Source organism: Pseudomonas sp. C7.1 (assembly GCF_056312395.1).
Map to the genome: position 1 here is coordinate 923,550 of NZ_JBWDTL010000003.1, position 17,497 is coordinate 941,046.

The window sequence follows — 17,497 nt, forward strand, 5'->3', positions numbered from 1 at the left end:
CATGGGTATTCGTGCATTCCTCGATAAAGTCGAGCACAACTTCGAAAAAGGCGGCAGGTACGAGAAGTGGTACGCCCTCTATGAGGCCGTCGATACCTTCTTCTACCGTCCCGGCAGCGTAACCAAGACCACCGCCCACGTGCGTGACGGCATCGACCTCAAGCGCATGATGATCACCGTGTGGCTGTGTACCTTCCCGGTGATGTTTTTCGGGATGTGGAACACCGGTTATCAGGCCAACCTGATCTTCGCGAACAGCCCTGAACTGCTGGCCGCTCAGGAGGGCTGGCGCTTCGCGCTGATCGGCTCGCTGGCCGGGTTCGACCCAGGCAGCTTGTGGGATAACTTTATCCAGGGCGCGGCGTACTTCCTGCCGGTGTATGCGACGGCCTTTATCGTCGGTGGCTTTTGGGAAGTGCTGTTCGCGTCGATCCGCAAGCATGAAGTCAACGAAGGTTTCTTCGTCACCTCCGTACTGTTCGCCCTGATTCTGCCGCCGAGCATTCCGCTGTGGCAGGTCGCGCTGGGTATCAGCTTCGGCGTAGTGATTGGCAAGGAAGTGTTTGGCGGTACTGGCAAAAACTTCCTCAACCCAGCGCTGACCGGTCGTGCCTTTCTGTTCTTCGCCTATCCGGCGCAGATGTCCGGTGATGCAGTCTGGACTGCGGTGGATGGCTTTGCTGGCGCCACTTCGTTGAGCCTGGCGGCTGCCGGCGGCATCGACAATGTGCTGAGCAATGGCATCACCTGGATGGACGCCTTTGTGGGCACCATTCACGGCTCGATGGGTGAAACCAGCACGCTGGCCATCGCCATCGGCGGCCTGGTGCTCTTGATCACCAAGATTGCCGCCTGGCGCATCGTTGCTGGCGTGATGTTGGGCATGATTGGCCTGAGCTTGCTGTTCAACGCCCTCGGTTCGACCACCAACCCGATGTTTGCCATGCCCTGGTACTGGCACCTGGTGGTGGGCGGTTTTGCTTTCGGTATGTTCTTTATGGCGACCGACCCCGTGTCGTCGTCCATGACCAATACCGGCAAGTGGATTTTCGGTGCCTTGATCGGCGTCATGGTGGTGTTGATCCGTGTGGTCAACCCTGCATTCCCGGAAGGCATGATGCTGGCGATTCTGTTCGCCAACCTGTTCGCACCGCTGATCGACCACTTTGTCGTTCAAGCCAATATCAAGCGGAGGCTGGCACGCAATGTCTAGTCAAAAAGAATCCACCGTCCGCACCTTGGTGGTGGCCCTGTTGGTTTGCCTGGTGTGCTCGGTGTTTGTTGCCGGTGCAGCCGTGGCGCTAAAGCCGACCCAGGTGGACAACCGTCTGCTGGACAAGCAGCGCAGCATTCTGGCGATTGCCGGTCTGGGCGATGCCAGCATGTCCAGTGCCCAAGTTAAGGCCATGTTCAAAGGCACCATCAGCGCCAAGCTGGTGGATCTGGAAACGGGCAAGTTCTCCGATGCCCATAACCCGGTCACCTTTGATCCGGTAAAGGCCTCCAAGGACCCAAAAATGTCTTCGGTGCTCAAGGGCAGCGAGGACATTGCCGGGATCAAGCGTCAGGAGCGCTTCAGCACTGTTTATGTGGTGGAGAAAGATGGTCAGGTCGAAACCCTGATTCTGCCGGTACGCGGTTACGGTCTGTGGTCGACCCTGCATGGCTTTATCGCAGTCAAGGGCGATCTGAATACCGTGGTTGGCATGGGCTTCTACCAGCACGGCGAAACGCCGGGCCTGGGCGGCGAAGTCGACAATCCGAAGTGGAAGGGCCAGTGGCCAGGCAAAACCCTGTTCGATGAGGACGGCAAACTGGCCGTGCAGATCGTCAAGGGTGGTGTCGATGCACAGAGCCCCAAGGCCGTGCATCAGGTTGATGGCCTGGCAGGCGCTACGCTGACCAGCAATGGGGTGGACAATCTGCTGAAGTTCTGGCTTGGCCAGAATGGCTTCGGTCCGTTTATCGCGAACCTGCGCGCAGGGGAGGCTTGATCATGTCGCAGCCGACTATTAAAGAAGTCCTGCTTAATCCGATTTTCAACAACAACCCCATCGGGTTGCAGATCCTCGGTATCTGTTCCGCCCTGGCGGTAACCTCGAACCTGAAAACAGCGCTGGTGATGTCCGCCGCGCTGACCCTGGTAACCGGGTTTTCTAACCTGTTTATCTCGATGATCCGTAGCCAGATCCCGGGCTCGATCCGCATGATAGTGCAGATGGTGATCATTGCCTCTCTGGTAATCGTGGTCGATCAGGTGCTCAAGGCCTATGCCTTCAGCCTGTCCAAGCAGTTGTCGGTGTTCGTTGGCTTGATCATCACCAACTGTATCGTGATGGGCCGCGCTGAAGCCTTTGCCATGCAGAATCCGCCGGTGCTGTCGTTCTTCGACGGTATTGGTAACGGTCTGGGCTACAGCGCCATGTTGATTGCCCTGGGCATCATTCGTGAGCTGTTCGGTGCCGGCAAATTGATGGGTTACGAGATCATTCCGGTGATCAACGACGGTGGCTGGTACCAGCCTAATGGCATGTTGTTGCTGCCACCTTCGGCGTTCTTCCTGATCGGTCTGTTTATCTGGGGTATCCGCGTCTGGAAGAAAGACCAGGTCGAGAAGCCGAGCTTCAAGATGGCGCCTCAGGTATCCAATAAGGAGGCCTACTAATGGAGCACTACATCAGCCTCTTCGTCCGTGCGGTGTTTGTTGAGAACATGGCCCTGGCGTTCTTCCTTGGCATGTGTACCTTTATTGCCATCTCGAAAAAGGTCGAAACCGCCATTGGTCTTGGTATCGCCGTAGTGGTGGTACTGGGTATCACCATGCCGGTGAACAACCTGATCTACACCAACCTGCTCAAGGACGGTGCACTTGCCTGGGCCGGCTACCCGCAGGTCGACCTGAGCTTTCTCGGCCTGCTGACCTTTATCGGCGTGATCGCGGCGATCGTACAGATCCTCGAGATGACCCTGGATAAGTACGTGCCCTCGTTGTACAACGCCCTCGGCGTGTTCCTGCCGTTGATCACCGTCAACTGCGCCATCATGGGTGGCTCGCTGTTTATGGTCGAGCGTGACTACAACCTGGCCGAAAGCACTGTTTACGGCGTCGGTGCCGGTGTTTCCTGGGCACTGGCGATTGCCGCTCTGGCGGGTATTCGCGAGAAACTTAAGTACAGCGATGTACCTGAAGGTCTGCAGGGCCTGGGTATCACCTTTATCACCATCGGCTTGATGTCTCTGGGCTTCATGTCCTTCTCCGGCGTGCAGTTGTAAGGAAGGGATGAATAGATGATCAATTTCGAGATTTTTATCGCCATCGGCATGTTCACCGGCATTGTGCTGGCGTTGGTGCTGATCATTATCGCGGCGCGTGCCAAGCTGGTTTCCAGCGGTGACGTAAGCATCGAGATCAACGGCGAAAAAACCATTGTGGTGCCAGCGGGCGGCAAGTTGCTGCAGACCCTGGCGGCTAACAATATCTTCCTGTCTTCGGCTTGTGGCGGCGGCGGTACCTGCGCCCAGTGCAAGTGCGTGGTCGAACATGGCGGTGGCGAAATGCTGCCGACTGAAGAAGCTGCCTTCACCCGTCGCGAAGCCAAGGCTGGCTGGCGCCTGTCTTGCCAGACTCCGGTCAAGCAGGACATGAAGATCGAAGTGCCGGAAGAAGTCTTCGGCGTGAAGAAGTGGGAATGCACCGTTGAGTCCAACCCCAACGTGGCCACCTTCATCAAGGAATTGACGCTGAAATTGCCGGAAGGCGAGAACGTCGATTTCCGTGCCGGTGGCTATGTGCAGCTGGAATGTCCGCCGCACGAAGTGCACTACAAGGACTTCGATATTCAGGAAGAGTACCGCGGCGACTGGGACAAGTTTAACCAGTGGAAGTACGTGTCCAAGGTCGAAGAGACCGTGATTCGTGCCTACTCCATGGCCAACTACCCGGAAGAAGTGGGCCTGGTGAAGTTCAATATCCGTATTGCTTCGCCGCCACCGGGCAAAGACGATCTGCCACCGGGCAAGATGAGCTCCTACGTGTTTAGCCTCAAGCCGGGCGACAAGATCGATGTATACGGCCCGTTCGGTGAGTTCTTCGCCAAGGACACCGACGCCGAGATGATCTTTATCGGTGGCGGTGCCGGTATGGCGCCAATGCGTTCGCACATCTTCGACCAGCTCAAGCGCTTGAAGTCGACCCGCAAGATCAGCTTCTGGTATGGCGCGCGCTCCATGCGTGAAGCCTTCTACGTTGAGGAATACGATCAGCTGCAGGCCGAGAACCCCAACTTCAAGTGGCATCTGGCCTTGTCCGATCCGCTGCCGGAAGACAACTGGACCGGTCTCAAGGGCTTTATTCACAACGTGCTGTACGAGAACTACCTGAAGGACCACAAGGCTCCGGAAGAGTGCGAGTTCTACATGTGCGGCCCGCCCATGATGAACGCCGCGGTGATCAAGATGCTGATCGACCTGGGTGTGGAGGAGGAGAATATCCTGCTCGACGACTTCGGCGGTTAAGCATGAGGCATGTGCTACTGCGGCCCGTTATCGCTGTCAGCTTGCTGACAGCCCTAACGGGCTGTTGGTTTTCAGAGCGTGTAGAAGAGTTCTCCGGCCCGACCATGGGCAGCACCTACACCGTCAAATATGTGCGCAGCAAGGATTCGCCGAGCCTTGAGTTACTCAAGCGCGAGACCGATGCAATCCTGGCTGAGGTTGACCAACAGATGTCGACCTATCGCGATGACTCCGCTATCGAGCAATTCAACCAGGCCCCAGCGGGTACCTGTCAGGCCATGCCTGCTGGGGTGCTGGAGTTGGTCGAGGCTGGGCGCGTGCTGCATGAGCAAAGTGCGGGTGCGTTCGACCTGACCTTGGAGCCGCTGCTCAACCTGTGGGGTTTTGGCCCCAAAGCGCGCGCCGAAAAGGTGCCGACTGCTGAGCAGCTGAGCGTCGCGCGTGCGCGGGTAGGCATGCAATACCTGCGCAGTAAAGGTCAGCAGTTGTGCAAGGAGGTTGATGTCCAGGTCGACTTCAACAGCATTGCCGCCGGCTATGCGGTGGACAAGATCGTGCAGCGCTTCACTGAGCTGGGTGTGACCAGTTATATGGTTGAGGCCACCGGTGAACTTAAAGCCGCAGGCAAAAAACCGGATGGCCAGCCTTGGCGCATCGGTCTGGAAGCCCCGCAAGACGGCCAGCGTGTCGCCCAGCGGGTGCTGGATGTGGATGGTTATGGCATTTCCACCTCGGGTGATTACCGTAATTACTTCGAGGAAGAAGGGCGGCGTTACTCGCACACACTCGACCCGTTGAGCGGTGCACCGATCACCCACACGCTGGCAGCGGTAACCGTGGTGGATAAATCGACCTTACGCGCCGATGGCTTGTCTACAGTGCTAATGGTGATGGGCACTGAGCGTGGTCTAGCATTTGCTGAGCGCCTGGGTATTGCAGCGTTTTTCGTGACCCGTGAAGGTGACGCCTTCGTCACACAGACAACTCAGGCTTTCGAGCAGCTATTCGCTGCAGGAGACGAGCAATGACGTTTTTAGTGGTTTTTCTGACCATGCTGCTGGTAGTGGGCATGATGGCTGTAGGCGTGATGATGGGCCGCAAGCCCATCGCCGGTTCGTGCGGCGGTATCGCCAATCTTGGCATCGAGAAGGAGTGCTCGATCTGTGGCGGTAGCCGCGAGAAGTGCGAGGAAATCAACAGTGACCCGCAGGGCAAAACCGCAGCCCTGGCCTACGACGCGACCAAACGCTAATCGTTCTGCGGCCAGCTAGAGGCTAGGCTTGCAACTACGAATTGATTGTCAGCCTGCGTGCGCAGTGCTGGCCCTGTCGAGAGCACGGTATAAGTGCTCCGGCGTGATCTGAAGGAGTAAACATGGCGGTCTACAACTACGACGTGGTGGTGCTGGGCTCCGGCCCTGCGGGTGAAGGCGCGGCAATGAACGCGGCCAAGGCTGGGCGCAAGGTGGCCGTGGTCGACAGCCGCCGCGAAGTCGGCGGCAACTGCACCCACCTGGGCACCATCCCGTCCAAGGCGCTGCGCCATTCGGTGCGGCAGATCATGCAGTTCAACACCAACCCGATGTTCCGCCAGATCGGCGAGCCGCGCTGGTTCTCCTTCCCTGATGTGCTGAAAAGCGCCGAGCGAGTAATCGCCAAGCAGGTGAGTTCGCGCACCGGCTACTACGCCCGCAACCGTATCGATGTGTTTTTCGGCACCGGCAGCTTTGCCGATGAGCACACCATCGAAGTGGTCTGCGCCAATGGCGTGGTGGAAAAACTGGTGGCCAAGCAGATCGTCATCGCTACCGGTTCGCGGCCCTACCGCCCGGTGGACGTGGACTTCCAGCACCCACGTATCTACGACAGCGACACCATCCTCAGCCTCGGTCATACCCCGCGCCGCATCATTATCTACGGTGCCGGAGTAATCGGCTCCGAGTACGCCTCGATCTTCAGTGGCTTGGGCGTGCTGGTCGACCTGATCGATAACCGTGACCAACTGCTGAGCTTCCTCGATGCGGAAATCTCCGATGCGCTGAGCTACCACCTGCGCAATAACAACGTACTGATTCGTCATAACGAAGAGTACGAAAGTGTTGAGGGGATTGAGAACGGGGTAATCCTGCACCTTAAGTCTGGTAAGAAGATCAAGGCCGACGCTTTTCTCTGGTGCAACGGCCGTACCGGCAACACCGATCAGCTGGGGCTGGAAAATATCGGCGTCAAGGTCAATGGCCGTGGGCAGATCGAAGTCGACCAGAGTTACCGCACTGAGGTGTCGAACGTTTACGCCGCTGGTGATGTGATCGGTTGGCCGAGTCTGGCCAGTGCAGCAGCCGACCAGGGCCGTTCGGCTGCTGGCAGTATCGTCGACAATGGCAGCTGGCGCTTTGTCGATGATGTGCCGACCGGTATCTACACTATTCCGGAAATCAGCTCGATTGGTAAGAACGAGCGCGAACTGACCCAGGCCAAGATCCCTTATGAAGTCGGCAAGGCGTTCTTCAAAGGCATGGCGCGGGCGCAGATTTCCCACGAGCCGGTGGGCATGTTGAAGATCCTCTTCCACCGCGAGACCCTGGAAGTGCTTGGCGTGCACTGCTTCGGCTACCAGGCCTCGGAGATCGTGCACATCGGCCAGGCGATCATGAACCAGAAGGGCGAGGCCAACAGCATCAAGTACTTTGTTAACACCACCTTCAACTACCCGACCATGGCCGAAGCCTACCGGGTGGCGGCGTTCGATGGCCTCAACCGGCTTTTTTGAGCGGCTCCGGCCGGTGGCCTGAGCCGGTCGGGGAGAACCCGTTCAGCGACTCCTGCGACTGGCATTGGCCTAATCGCGAAAGTTTCTGATCAGGCTTAACGAAAAACCGGCCCTGGCGGCCGGTTTTCTCGTTTTTGTAGCCCGGATGTAATCCGGGAAATGCCACGCCGATTTCGATGTTATTCCAGGGTTGCCACGGCAAGGCCGGGAAAGTCGGTGATGATGCTGTCTACGCCGAAATCCGCCAGGCGGCGCATCAGCGCCGGCTCATTAACCGTCCACACCGAGACATGCAGGCCGGCTTTCTGCGCCTTGAGCAGGCGCTCTGGGGTGCACAGCGTCCAGTTCAGCGCCAGTAGGTGGCAGCCGTAGTGCTTGGCTACTTTCAGCGGGTCGAGCCAGGCGTACTCGGCAACCAGGCCGCGCTGCAAATGCGGCGTCAGGCGCTGCAGGGCGCTGAGCACCTCGCGTGAACTGGAGGTTACGGTGACTTTATCTGTCAGGTTGTAGCGTTCCGCCAGTTCGGCAATCGCGTTGACCATCCGCGCCGAGCGCACCTTCGAGGCGCTTTTGACTTCCAGTTGCCAGTGCTCGAAATCGCAGTGCTGGAACAGCTCTTCCAAGCGCGGGATCGGGCAGGGCGTGACGGCACCAGGGCCGCCTTTGCGGGCGTCGTAGCGTACCAGTTCGGCAGCGTTATGCTCGACTACCTTGCCACGATGGCCGGTGGTGCGCTTGAGGGTCGGGTCGTGAATCACCATCAGCTCACCATCGCGCGACAGGTGCAGATCCAGCTCGCAGCGACGCACGCCATGTTTGAGACATTGCTGGAAGCTGGCCAGGGTGTTTTCCGGCACCTCGCCTTTGGCGCCGCGATGTCCATAGATGACTGTCACTGTTGCTCCTTGTCCGGCAGGGCGGCGCCGGGCTGATGATGGCGCACGCTGTTGACCACGTGCTTATGCTCGAAGTAGACGCTGAATTCGCGGTAATCCCAGCGGGTGATCGGTGGGTTGCCAACGCTGGGATGCTCCTCATCAGCCAGGCCAAAACGCTCCAGCACGGCGCGCTGTGATTCGCCCAACTGCGGCAAGCGCAGTTCACCGGCGCCTTGTTGGCCGATAGGGATTTGCAGGGTGTCGGCATAAGTACCGAGCGGCATGAGCAGGGCGAGAGGCAGAAGCAGGCGGGACATGGTGGCTCGCTATCAGGATTGTAGGGGTTGCTCGCGGGCGTGGCGACGTTCCAGAGCCTGGCGTTGCAGGATATGCCGGGCAAGCAGCTGGCGCTGGGCATCGCTCATCGCTTCGAATTCCGTGCCAATCTCAAACTGTTGCGACGGCAGTGGTTGGCAATGCACCACCTTGGCTCGCAGCAGCAGGCCCAGGGCCTGCGGCATCAGCACCATCTTCACCGCCAGGTGCGCACCGGCAGCCACGGGCTGAGCGTTATTGAAGCTGACGCCGCCCTCGGACAGGCTGACCTTGCGCGGCGTGCCGATCTCGCGCAGCAGGCTTTGTGCCACGGCCTGGCCGAGCAGGTCGATGCGCTTGTTCATGACCTTGAGGTAATTGGCCAGGGTGCGGTCGCGCTCGGTGATATGCCGCAGCAGATGCTGCGACTCGAAATCCATCAGGTGCAGATCGCTGAGCAGGTTGAACAATGGCGAGGTGTCGTGAAGTTCATCACTGGCCAGGGCTTCTGCGCCCGAGAGCAGGGTGAATTCCAGTGCGATCGTATCGTCGATACGATAGTATTCGCGGCGATCATCTTCATCTTGAGTCGGCATGGCGAACCCGTGGCAGCAGTAGTGGTCAGAGTGTAAGGCTGCTCGCTGAGCCCCGCCACCAAGACGTTTCTTTTTCCCTCGAATCAGCCCCCGACATGTTCAGACCTCTGTTCGTATTTATCGGCACGCGCTACACGCGGGCCAAGCGTCGCAACCACTTCGTATCTTTTATTTCCCTGACTTCGATGATCGGGCTAGCACTCGGTGTGCTGGTGATGATTCTGGTGCTGTCGGTGATGAACGGCTTCGACCATGAAATGCGCACCCGCGTGCTCGGCATGGTGCCGCACGCCACCGTGGAAAGTGCCACGCCGATCAAGGACTGGCGTAGCCTGGCCGAACAGGCGCAGCGTAATCCGCAGGTGCTGGCGGTTGCGCCGTTCAGCCAGATGCAGGGCCTGCTGACCAACGATGGCAAGGTGCAGAAAGTGCTGATCAACGCGGTTGATCCGCAGGAAGAAGCCAAGGTCTCGATCATTGGCAATTTCTTTCAGCAGGGCCGTCTGGAGGCGTTAAAGCCCGGCGAGTTCGGCATGGTGCTGGGCGACAAGGCCGCCGTTAAGCTCGGCGTTGGTCTGGGTGACAAGGTCACCTTTGTCGCCCCGGAAATCACGGTGACACCGGCGGGGATGTTTCCGCGTCTAAAGCGCTTTACCGTGGTGGGCATTTTCCATGTTGGCGCCGGCGAGATAGACGGTCACCTGGCCCTGACCCATGTGCAGAACATCGCGCGTTTGCAGCGCTGGCAGGCCGACCAGGTACAGGGCATTCGCCTGAAATTCGCTGACCTGTTCGAGGCCCCACGCACCGCCTGGGCGCTGGCGCAGACCTTGGGCAAGGGCGATTATCATGCCCGCGACTGGACCCGCACCCACGGCAACCTGTATCAAGCGATCCGCATGGAGAAGGCGATGATTGGCCTGCTGCTGTTGCTGATCGTCGCGGTCGCCGCATTCAATATCATCTCCACCCTGGTCATGGTGGTCACCGACAAGAAGGGCGATATCGCCATTCTGCGCACCCTCGGCGCCACGCCACGGCAGATCATGGCGATCTTTATGGTCCAGGGCACGGTGATCGGTGTGTTCGGCACGGCCATCGGTGCAGTCTTGGGCTGCCTTGCGGCATTGAATATAAGCAGCGCGATTGCCGCGCTGGAAGGGTTGCTGGGGATCAAGTTCCTCAATGCCGATGTGTATTTCATCGACTACCTGCCATCGCAGTTGATGCTGGCGGACGTGCTGCTGGTCTGCGGCGCGGCGTTGATTCTCAGTTTCTTCGCCACCCTGTATCCGGCCTGGCGCGCGGCGCGTACCCAGCCTGCGGAGGCGCTACGTTATGAGTGATCAGGTTATGAGTGATTCGGTTATGCAAGATCGTGCAGTGTTGAGTTGTCGCAACCTCGGTAAAAGCTACGACGAGGGCCCGCAATCGGTGGTGGTGCTGCAGGACCTGCAGTTGGAGCTGCACCCCGGCGAGCGCGTGGCGATTGTCGGCAGTTCCGGTTCGGGCAAGAGCACCTTGCTGAATATGCTGGGCGGTCTGGATACGCCGAGCACCGGCAGCGTCTGGCTGGCTGGCGAAGAGTTGTCGGCGCTGAATGAAAAGCAGCGCGGCCTGCTGCGTAACCGTGCCCTAGGCTTTGTTTATCAATTCCATCACCTGCTGCCAGAATTCACCGCACTGGAGAACGTGTGCATGCCGCTGTTGATTGGTCGTACGCCGATCAGCGAAGCGCGTCAGCGTGCTACGGCGCTCCTGGAGCGGGTTGGTCTGGGCCATCGCCTGGCGCACAAGCCGTCGGAGTTGTCCGGTGGCGAGCGCCAGCGTGTGGCGATTGCCCGTGCGCTGGTCAATCAACCGGGGCTGGTGCTGCTTGATGAGCCTACCGGTAACCTCGATCACCACACCGCGCAAGGCATTCAGGACCTGATGAAGGAGCTGAGCAGCTCGTCGCAGACCGCCTTTCTGGTGGTGACCCACGACATGGCGCTGGCCCAGCAGATGGACCGCATCCTGCGTCTGGAAGACGGCAAGCTGGTGGCTGCCTGATGTTTCGTCCGCTGAGTATCTTTATCGGTATCCGTTATACCGGGGCCAAGCGGCGCAACCACTTTATTTCCTTTATCTCGATGACCTCGATGATCGGCCTGGCCTTGGGCGTTCTGGCCATGATCGTGGTGCTGTCGGTGATGAACGGGTTCCAGAAGGAAATGAGCACGCGCATTCTCGGTATGGTGCCGCACGCCAGCATCGCCGCGGCGCAGCCACTGGATGACTGGCAGCAGGTCGCTGCTGCCGCGAAGAACAATCCACAGGTGGTCGCAGCGGTGCCGTTTGCCGAGCTGGAAGGCATGCTCTCGGTGCGCGGCGCGATGCAGCCGGTGCAATTGCACGGCATCGATCCAGCGCTGGAATCGCAGGTTTCGATCATCGACCAGCATATGCAACAAGGCCGCCTGAGCGATTTGCGCGAGGGTGAGTTCGGCGTAGTACTGGGTGAGATCACCGCGCGGCGTTTCCAGCTGAGGGTGGGCGACAAGCTGGCGCTGATCGTGCCGGAGTTGAGCAGCGTGCCGGGTGGTATCAGCCCGCGTATGCAGCGCCTGAATGTGGTCGGGGTGTTCAAGGTCGGAGCCGAGCTGGACAGCTCGCTGGCGCTGATCCATGTCGCCGATGCGGCGCATATCCAGCGCATGCAACCGGGCCAGGTGCAGAGCGTGCGCCTGAAGCTGAAAGACCTGTATCAGGCGCCGCAAGTGGCCGCGCAGATTGTCGGCGAGCTGGGTGCAGGTTACAGCTCTGCGGACTGGACCCTGACCCAGGGCAGCCTGTTCAGCGCGATGAAAATGGAAAAGACCATGATCGGTCTGTTGTTGCTGCTGATTGTTGCCGTGGCGGCGTTCAATATCATCGCCACGCTAATCATGGTGGTGGCGGACAAGGGGGCGGATATCGCCATCTTGCGTACCCTGGGCGCAACGCCGGGGCAGATTATGGGCATCTTTATGGTGCAGGGCACTGTGATTGGGGTGATCGGTACGGTGATCGGCGCGGTGCTGGGTATTCTCGCGGCGCTGAATGTCAGCCAACTGGTGGGCTGGGTCGAGCGCTTGAGCGGTCAGCAGGTGATGAGTTCGGACGTGTATTTCATCAGCAACTTGCCGTCTGAGTTGCTGCTGTCTGATGTGCTGCTGATCTGTGGCGCGGCGTTCAGCCTGAGCTTTTTGGCCACCGTCTACCCGTCCTGGCGGGCTGCGCAGATTCAGCCGGCCGATGCACTACGTTACGAGTAGGCTAATCTGCCAGAAACAAAAAAGCCGTTACTGAGTAACGGTTTTTTTGTTTTCTACTGATCGCGCAGGCGGCGTTTTTCTTGGCGCTTGCGCCAGCTGCGCCTGACCCACCAATGCCAGTAGGCGTTGGTGGCGAAGTAGCCGATCACGGCGAGCACAATGCCCAGCACCAGGGAGCCGAGATAAAGGGGTTGCCAGTGGGTCTGCAGCATATGACCGATCCAGCCCAGGCTCATGTGTTCAGGCATCTGCATCGCCGGTGTGTTGGTCAGCCAGGCGCCGAGCTTATAGTTGCAATAGAACACCGCTGGCATGGTTACCGGGTTGGTCAGCCAGACCAGGCCCACCGAGATCGGCATATTGGCCCGCGCCGGTACGGCAACGGCCGCAGCGGCTAACATTTGCATGGGCATGGGGATCATCGCCCAGAAAAGGCCGATGGCCATGGCGCGTGAAACGGAATGGCGGTTGAGATGCCAGAGGTTGGGGTCGTGAATCAAGGCCCCGAGAAAACGCAAGGATTTGCTAGCCTTGATGCGTTCTGGGTTGGGCATGTAGCGCTTGAATAAACGACGCGGCATGAAGGCTCTCGGACGAGGAAAAAGCGCCGATATTATGCACAGTTTAATGACGGCCTGCTTTCACACTTTGTGACAGCAAATAAGCAAAAGCTGATCAATAGGTTAAATGCTGAATTCGACTCACGGAGCGAGTCTATGCGCACAGGGATTTTCGCGCTGGTGGTTGGGCTACTGGTGCTGCGCTTTCTTCCGGCTTTGCCGCCGCGATGGCTGTTGGCTCTTCTGCCGGTCGCCGGTTTGATGCTATTGCCGTTTCGCAGTTATCCCATCGCCTTGTTTCTATTCGGTTTCAGCTGGGCGTGTGTCTCGGCGCAGTGGGCGCTGGATGATCGTCTGGCACGGCAATTGGACGCGCGCACCTTGTGGCTGCAAGGGCAGGTGGTCGGCCTGCCAGAGGTGGGTGAGGGTGTGGTGCGTTTTCAGTTGGAGCAGGCGGTTTCACGCCGCGCTAAATTGCCCGCGCGCCTGCGCCTGGCTTGGTATGGCGGGCCTGCATTGCGCGCCGGCGAAACTTGGCGGCTGGCGGTGCGGCTCAAGCGTCCCCACGGTCTGGTCAACCCGCAAGCATTTGATTATGAAGCCTGGCTGCTAGCGCAGCGTATCGGGGCCACGGGTACAGTAAAAAGTGGCGAACTGATCGCGCCTGCCAGTGGAGCAGGTGCTTGGCGTGACGGTTTGCGCCAGCAGTTATTGGCAACGCCCGCGCATGGTCGCGAAGGGGCGTTGACGGCTTTGGTGCTGGGCGATGGTTCTGGATTGTCGAAGGCAGATTGGCAGGTGCTGCAGAACACCGGCACGGTGCATCTGATGGTGATCTCCGGCCAGCATATTGGTCTGCTGGCGACGCTCTTATATGGTCTGATTGCCGGCTTGGCGCGTCTGGGGTTCTGGCCGCGCAGCTGGCCCTGGCTGCCCTGTGCCTGTGGGTTGGCCTTTGCCAGCGCGTTGGCTTACGGGCTGCTGGCCGGCTTCGAGGTGCCGGTGCAGCGCGCTTGTGTGATGGTGGGGTTGGTGCTGCTCTGGCGCTGGCGTTTTCGTCATCTGGGGGCGTGGCGGCCCTTGTTAGTGGCATTACTTGGGGTGTTGCTGGGCGAGCCGCTGGCCAGTTTGCAACCGGGCTTCTGGTTGTCCTTTGGCGCGGTGATGTTGTTGATCCTAATCTTCAGCGGGCGCCTGGGTGCTTGGCCCTGGTGGGGCACCTTGCTGCGTGCGCAATGGGCCATGGCCATTGGCTTGCTGCCATTGCTGCTGGCCCTCGGTTTGCCGGTGAGCGCCAGTGGTCCCTTGGCTAACCTGGTGGCGGTGCCGGTGGTTGGGCTATTGGTGGTGCCACTGGCATTGCTCGGTACGCTACTGCTGCCCTTGTCTGGGGTGGGCGCTGCGCTGCTTTGGGTGGCAGGCTGGGTGTTGGACCTGCTGTTCTCTCTGCTTACGCAATTGGCCCTGTGGTTACCGGCCTGGTTGCCCAGCGCCTTGCCATTCTGGGCCTGGCTGCTGGTGGCGCTTGGTGCGCTGGTGTTGCTATTGCCGGCCGCCTTGCCGATGCGCAGCCTGGGCGCATTACTGCTGCTGCCCTTGCTGTTCAGCCCGCAGCAGCGTCCTGAATATGGACGGGCCGAGGTGTGGATGCTGGATGTCGGCCAGGGCCTGGCAGTGCTGGTGCGCACCCAGGGGCATGATCTGCTGTATGACGCCGGGCCGCGTTTTGGTGAGTTCGATACGGGCGAGAGGATCGTGCTGCCTTCTTTACGCGCGCTCGATGTGCGCGGGCTTGACCTGCTGCTGATCAGCCATGCCGATAACGATCATGCCGGCGGTGCTGTGGCGATTGCACGTGGCCTGCCGGTCAGGCGGGTACTCAGTGGCGAACCCGCTAAGCTGGCGCGCTCGCTTGCGGCCCAAGGCTGCGGCCGTGAGCATTGGCAGTGGGATGGTGTTGAATTCAGCACCTGGCGCTGGACGGGTGCCACCGATGGGAACCAGGCGTCTTGTGTGTTGCGTATTGAGGCCAATGGCGAGCGGTTGTGGTTGACGGGTGATATCGACAGCCAGGCTGAGCGGGCCTTGCTCAGTAGCGGTCTTGAAATGCCGGCGCAGTGGCTGCTGGCGCCGCACCACGGCAGCCGCAGCTCCTCATCTGCGGCGTTGCTGGCACAGGTTAAGCCGGCCGCTGTGCTGATCTCCCGTGGCGCGCACAACAGCTTTGATCATCCGCATGCCGAGGTCATGGCGCGTTATCGCGCAGTGCCGGCGCAGCCCTATGACACGGCTCAGCACGGCGCAGTACGTATTCGTTTGGGCGCATTCGAGCAAGCGCAGGGTTTGCGCTCTCGAACACGTTTTTGGCGGGAAAAATGAGAACGGCGGCGGTCGGCGAGGCCGCGACCCTATGCTAGAGTAGCGCCACTTTTGTGAAGGGGATCTGCCACCGTGTGGGAACTGGTTAAAGCTGGCGGCTGGATGATGCTGCCAATCATTCTGTGCTCTATCGCTGCGGCCGGCATCATTGCCGAACGCCTGTGGACGCTGCGGCCGAGCCGCATCACGCCACCCAACCTGCTCGGTCAGGTGTGGAAGTGGATCAAGGATAAAAAACTCAATAACCAGAAGCTCAAGGAGCTGCGTGGCAACTCGCCGTTGGGGCAGATCCTCGCCGCTGGCCTGGCCAACTCCAAGCATGGTCGCGAGATCATGAAAGAGTGTATTCAGGAAGCTGCCGCCCGGGTGATTCACGATCTGGAGCGCTACCTTAATGCCCTGGGCACCATCGCCGGTATCGCGCCGTTGCTGGGTTTGCTCGGCACTGTGCTGGGCATGATCGAAATCTTCAGCTCCTTTATGGGTTCGGATATGGCCAATGCGTCCTTGCTCGCCGGCGGTATTTCCAAGGCGCTGATCACTACGGCGGCGGGTCTGATGGTGGCCATTCCGGCACTGTTCTTCCACCGTTACCTGCAACGGCGGATCGATGAGTTGGTGGTCGGCATGGAGCAGGAAGCGATTCGCCTGGTGGAAGTGGTACAGGGCGACCGTGATGTCGACATGGGCGAGGACAAGGCGTGAAATTCCGGCGCAAACCGCGGGAGAACGTCGAGATCAACCTGGCCTCGTTGATCGACGTGGTATTTATCCTGCTGCTGTTCTTTGTGGTCACCACCACCTTTACCCGTGAGACCCAGCTCAAGGTCGATCTGCCGGAAGCCGCTAGCGGAACGCCGCCGGAACAGACTGAGCTGAAGCAGCTGGAAATCCTGATCGCCGCCGATGGCAGCTACTCGCTAAATGCCAAGCAGTTGCTGAAAAGCGATCTGCAAAGTCTGATGGCGGCGCTGCAGAAGGAATCGGAAGGCGATAACAGCTTGCCGCTGATCATCAGCGCCGATGCCAAGGCGCAGCATCAGGCGGTGATCACCGCCATGGATGCGGCCGGCAAACTGGGTTTTGCCCACTTGCGTATGACCACCATCGAGGCGCAGGCCGCGCCTTGAGGGTTGCCCGCTGATGAGCTTGTCCGCACGACTCACCGCTGCCTGGTACGCCGGTCACCCGGCGCTGGGCCTGCTGCGTCCGCTGGAGTGGCTGTACCGCACCGTGGTGCAGCGCAAACGCGCGCGTTTTCTGGCGGGTGAGGGCGAGATCTACCGTGCTCCCGTGCCGGTTATTGTGGTGGGTAATATCACCGTCGGCGGCACCGGCAAGACCCCGATGATTCTCTGGCTGATCGAGTATTGCCGCCGCCAAGGGCTGCACGTGGGTGTGGTCAGTCGCGGCTACGGCGCACAGCCACCGCACTTTCCCTGGCGCGTGCAGGCTGATCAAGCCGCCAGCGTGGCCGGTGACGAACCGCTGCTGATTGTGCAGCGCAGTGGTGTGCCGCTGATGATTGACCCTGATCGAGGTCGCGCGGTGGAAGCTTTGCTGGCGGCCGAGCCGCTGGACTTGATCCTCAGTGACGACGGCCTGCAGCACTACCGCCTGGCTCGGGATCTGGAATTGGTGCTGATCGACGCAGCACGCGGCCTGGGCAACCGCCATTGCCTGCCGGCTGGCCCGCTGCGTGAGCCGGTCGAGCGTCTGCAGAGCGTCGATGCGCTGCTGTATAACGGCGCGGCTAGCGATCCGCAGGGTGGTTACGGTTTTACTCTGCAGCCGCGCACGCTGATTAATCTGCGCAGTGGCGAGCAGCATCCGCTCAGTCACTTCCCGGTCGGTCAGGCCTTGCATGCGGTGGCCGGTATTGGCAACCCGCAGCGTTTCTTCAACACCCTCGAAGGGCTACACTGGCGGCCTGTCGCGCATGCCTTTGCCGACCACGCGCCGTACAGTGCCGAGCTGCTGAATTTCAGCCCGGCACTGCCGGTGCTGATGACGGAAAAGGATGCGGTCAAGTGCCGTGCCTTTGCGGCTGACGATTGGTGGTACCTGGCGGTGGATGCCGAGCCTTCGGCCGCGTTTGTCGCCTGGTTTGATCAGCAATTGCAGCGTCTTGTACCGCGCGCCTGACTGTTCTGATCATTCGGCGGCTTTGTCCGCCCCAGCAGCTGCTT

The 17,497-nt window shown here is 59.9% G+C and carries 19 protein-coding genes; 15 read left to right on the top strand and 4 right to left on the bottom strand.

Annotated features, from left to right (window positions below; all coding sequences use genetic code 11):
- Nucleotide 1: 1 nt before the first annotated feature.
- The 8 genes from AC0T4W_RS07600 (at nucleotide 2) to sthA (ending at nucleotide 7,284) form a co-directional block, all read left to right on the top strand.
- Nucleotides 2-1,213 carry an NADH:ubiquinone reductase (Na(+)-transporting) subunit B gene (locus AC0T4W_RS07600; RefSeq protein ID WP_476318190.1) on the top strand — a complete coding sequence of 404 codons (1,212 nt, stop codon included), beginning with the start codon at nucleotides 2-4 and terminating at the stop codon, nucleotides 1,211-1,213.
- On the top strand, nucleotides 1,206-1,994 hold the full coding sequence (locus AC0T4W_RS07605; protein WP_476318192.1) for a Na(+)-translocating NADH-quinone reductase subunit C: 789 nt from the start codon (nucleotides 1,206-1,208) through the stop codon (nucleotides 1,992-1,994). Before AC0T4W_RS07600 ends, AC0T4W_RS07605 begins: the two co-directional genes overlap by 8 nt.
- The gene (locus AC0T4W_RS07610) at nucleotides 1,991-2,665 is read left to right on the top strand and encodes an NADH:ubiquinone reductase (Na(+)-transporting) subunit D (RefSeq protein WP_325510026.1); all 675 of its coding nucleotides are present in this window, start codon (nucleotides 1,991-1,993) and stop codon (nucleotides 2,663-2,665) included. The genes AC0T4W_RS07605 and AC0T4W_RS07610 overlap by 4 nt, the downstream gene beginning before the upstream one ends.
- Complete coding sequence (gene nqrE / locus AC0T4W_RS07615; protein ID WP_090387314.1) at nucleotides 2,665-3,273, top strand: NADH:ubiquinone reductase (Na(+)-transporting) subunit E; 609 nt, start codon at nucleotides 2,665-2,667, stop codon at nucleotides 3,271-3,273. The genes AC0T4W_RS07610 and nqrE overlap by 1 nt, the downstream gene beginning before the upstream one ends.
- A 15-nt stretch (nucleotides 3,274-3,288) precedes the next feature.
- A complete protein-coding gene (gene nqrF, locus AC0T4W_RS07620; protein WP_476318195.1) occupies nucleotides 3,289-4,515 on the top strand; it encodes an NADH:ubiquinone reductase (Na(+)-transporting) subunit F in 1,227 nt (408 codons plus the stop codon).
- A 2-nt stretch (nucleotides 4,516-4,517) separates the two neighbouring features.
- A complete protein-coding gene (locus AC0T4W_RS07625; RefSeq protein ID WP_476318197.1) occupies nucleotides 4,518-5,543 on the top strand; it encodes an FAD:protein FMN transferase in 1,026 nt (341 codons plus the stop codon).
- Nucleotides 5,540-5,767 (top strand): (Na+)-NQR maturation NqrM, encoded by a 228-nt coding sequence (gene nqrM / locus AC0T4W_RS07630; RefSeq protein WP_305589444.1) that lies wholly within the window; start codon nucleotides 5,540-5,542, stop codon nucleotides 5,765-5,767. Before AC0T4W_RS07625 ends, nqrM begins: the two co-directional genes overlap by 4 nt.
- A 122-nt stretch (nucleotides 5,768-5,889) precedes the next feature.
- Entirely contained in the window at nucleotides 5,890-7,284 is a 1,395-nt protein-coding gene (gene sthA, locus AC0T4W_RS07635) for a Si-specific NAD(P)(+) transhydrogenase (protein ID WP_476318199.1), read from the top strand.
- Between the two features lie 179 nt (nucleotides 7,285-7,463).
- On the opposite strand, the gene AC0T4W_RS07640 is transcribed toward sthA, so the two are convergent.
- From AC0T4W_RS07640 to AC0T4W_RS07650, 3 genes are read right to left on the bottom strand one after another with little or no spacing between them, the layout of a single operon-like run.
- Nucleotides 7,464-8,180 carry a glycerophosphodiester phosphodiesterase gene (locus AC0T4W_RS07640; RefSeq protein WP_476318201.1) on the bottom strand — a complete coding sequence of 239 codons (717 nt, stop codon included), beginning with the start codon at nucleotides 8,178-8,180 and terminating at the stop codon, nucleotides 7,464-7,466.
- Nucleotides 8,177-8,479, bottom strand: coding sequence for a phosphodiesterase (locus AC0T4W_RS07645; RefSeq protein WP_476318203.1), 303 nt, complete (start codon nucleotides 8,477-8,479; stop codon nucleotides 8,177-8,179). The genes AC0T4W_RS07640 and AC0T4W_RS07645 overlap by 4 nt, the downstream gene beginning before the upstream one ends.
- A gap of 12 nt (nucleotides 8,480-8,491) precedes the next feature.
- A complete protein-coding gene (locus tag AC0T4W_RS07650; protein ID WP_476318205.1) occupies nucleotides 8,492-9,073 on the bottom strand; it encodes a PilZ domain-containing protein in 582 nt (193 codons plus the stop codon).
- A gap of 95 nt (nucleotides 9,074-9,168) precedes the next feature.
- On the opposite strand from AC0T4W_RS07650, the gene AC0T4W_RS07655 reads away from it, so the two are divergent.
- Genes AC0T4W_RS07655 through AC0T4W_RS07665 form a run of 3 tightly spaced genes read left to right on the top strand, consistent with a single transcriptional unit; the run spans nucleotide 9,169 to nucleotide 12,369 of the window.
- On the top strand, nucleotides 9,169-10,419 hold the full coding sequence (locus AC0T4W_RS07655) for a lipoprotein-releasing ABC transporter permease subunit (RefSeq protein ID WP_476318207.1): 1,251 nt from the start codon (nucleotides 9,169-9,171) through the stop codon (nucleotides 10,417-10,419).
- Between the two features lie 22 nt (nucleotides 10,420-10,441).
- The gene (gene lolD, locus AC0T4W_RS07660) at nucleotides 10,442-11,125 is read left to right on the top strand and encodes a lipoprotein-releasing ABC transporter ATP-binding protein LolD (protein ID WP_170049072.1); all 684 of its coding nucleotides are present in this window, start codon (nucleotides 10,442-10,444) and stop codon (nucleotides 11,123-11,125) included.
- Complete coding sequence (locus tag AC0T4W_RS07665; protein WP_476318209.1) at nucleotides 11,125-12,369, top strand: lipoprotein-releasing ABC transporter permease subunit; 1,245 nt, start codon at nucleotides 11,125-11,127, stop codon at nucleotides 12,367-12,369. The genes lolD and AC0T4W_RS07665 overlap by 1 nt, the downstream gene beginning before the upstream one ends.
- Nucleotides 12,370-12,422: 53 nt before the next feature.
- Here AC0T4W_RS07665 and AC0T4W_RS07670 read toward each other — a convergent pair whose 3' ends face one another.
- Complete coding sequence (locus tag AC0T4W_RS07670) at nucleotides 12,423-12,950, bottom strand: DUF2062 domain-containing protein (protein ID WP_476318211.1); 528 nt, start codon at nucleotides 12,948-12,950, stop codon at nucleotides 12,423-12,425.
- Between the two features lie 135 nt (nucleotides 12,951-13,085).
- Here AC0T4W_RS07670 and AC0T4W_RS07675 point away from each other — a divergent pair, with 135 nt between their 5' ends.
- The 4 genes from AC0T4W_RS07675 (at nucleotide 13,086) to lpxK (ending at nucleotide 17,453) form a co-directional block, all read left to right on the top strand.
- A complete protein-coding gene (locus tag AC0T4W_RS07675; RefSeq protein WP_476318213.1) occupies nucleotides 13,086-15,308 on the top strand; it encodes a DNA internalization-related competence protein ComEC/Rec2 in 2,223 nt (740 codons plus the stop codon).
- A gap of 72 nt (nucleotides 15,309-15,380) precedes the next feature.
- On the top strand, nucleotides 15,381-16,013 hold the full coding sequence (locus AC0T4W_RS07680; protein WP_476318215.1) for a MotA/TolQ/ExbB proton channel family protein: 633 nt from the start codon (nucleotides 15,381-15,383) through the stop codon (nucleotides 16,011-16,013).
- The gene (locus tag AC0T4W_RS07685; RefSeq protein WP_476318217.1) at nucleotides 16,010-16,438 is read left to right on the top strand and encodes an ExbD/TolR family protein; all 429 of its coding nucleotides are present in this window, start codon (nucleotides 16,010-16,012) and stop codon (nucleotides 16,436-16,438) included. The genes AC0T4W_RS07680 and AC0T4W_RS07685 overlap by 4 nt, the downstream gene beginning before the upstream one ends.
- 13 nt (nucleotides 16,439-16,451) lie before the next feature.
- Nucleotides 16,452-17,453 carry a tetraacyldisaccharide 4'-kinase gene (gene lpxK / locus AC0T4W_RS07690; RefSeq protein ID WP_476318219.1) on the top strand — a complete coding sequence of 334 codons (1,002 nt, stop codon included), beginning with the start codon at nucleotides 16,452-16,454 and terminating at the stop codon, nucleotides 17,451-17,453.
- Nucleotides 17,454-17,497: the final 44 nt, after the last annotated feature.

Excerpts from the sequence above, each read along its gene's own strand:
- AC0T4W_RS07600 (WP_476318190.1), top strand. The coding sequence starts at position 2 with ATGGGTATTCGTGCATTCCTCGATAAAGTCGAGCACAACTTCGAAAAA.
- AC0T4W_RS07605 (WP_476318192.1), top strand. The coding sequence starts at position 1,206 with ATGTCTAGTCAAAAAGAATCCACCGTCCGCACCTTGGTGGTGGCCCTG.
- nqrE (WP_090387314.1), top strand. The coding sequence starts at position 2,665 with ATGGAGCACTACATCAGCCTCTTCGTCCGTGCGGTGTTTGTTGAGAAC.
- nqrF (WP_476318195.1), top strand. The coding sequence starts at position 3,289 with ATGATCAATTTCGAGATTTTTATCGCCATCGGCATGTTCACCGGCATT.
- AC0T4W_RS07625 (WP_476318197.1), top strand. The coding sequence starts at position 4,518 with ATGAGGCATGTGCTACTGCGGCCCGTTATCGCTGTCAGCTTGCTGACA.
- nqrM (WP_305589444.1), top strand. The coding sequence starts at position 5,540 with ATGACGTTTTTAGTGGTTTTTCTGACCATGCTGCTGGTAGTGGGCATG.
- sthA (WP_476318199.1), top strand. The coding sequence starts at position 5,890 with ATGGCGGTCTACAACTACGACGTGGTGGTGCTGGGCTCCGGCCCTGCG.
- AC0T4W_RS07645 (WP_476318203.1), bottom strand. The coding sequence starts at position 8,479 with ATGTCCCGCCTGCTTCTGCCTCTCGCCCTGCTCATGCCGCTCGGTACT.
- AC0T4W_RS07650 (WP_476318205.1), bottom strand. The coding sequence starts at position 9,073 with ATGCCGACTCAAGATGAAGATGATCGCCGCGAATACTATCGTATCGAC.
- AC0T4W_RS07655 (WP_476318207.1), top strand. The coding sequence starts at position 9,169 with ATGTTCAGACCTCTGTTCGTATTTATCGGCACGCGCTACACGCGGGCC.
- lolD (WP_170049072.1), top strand. The coding sequence starts at position 10,442 with ATGCAAGATCGTGCAGTGTTGAGTTGTCGCAACCTCGGTAAAAGCTAC.
- AC0T4W_RS07665 (WP_476318209.1), top strand. The coding sequence starts at position 11,125 with ATGTTTCGTCCGCTGAGTATCTTTATCGGTATCCGTTATACCGGGGCC.
- AC0T4W_RS07670 (WP_476318211.1), bottom strand. The coding sequence starts at position 12,950 with ATGCCGCGTCGTTTATTCAAGCGCTACATGCCCAACCCAGAACGCATC.
- AC0T4W_RS07675 (WP_476318213.1), top strand. The coding sequence starts at position 13,086 with ATGCGCACAGGGATTTTCGCGCTGGTGGTTGGGCTACTGGTGCTGCGC.
- lpxK (WP_476318219.1), top strand. The coding sequence starts at position 16,452 with ATGAGCTTGTCCGCACGACTCACCGCTGCCTGGTACGCCGGTCACCCG.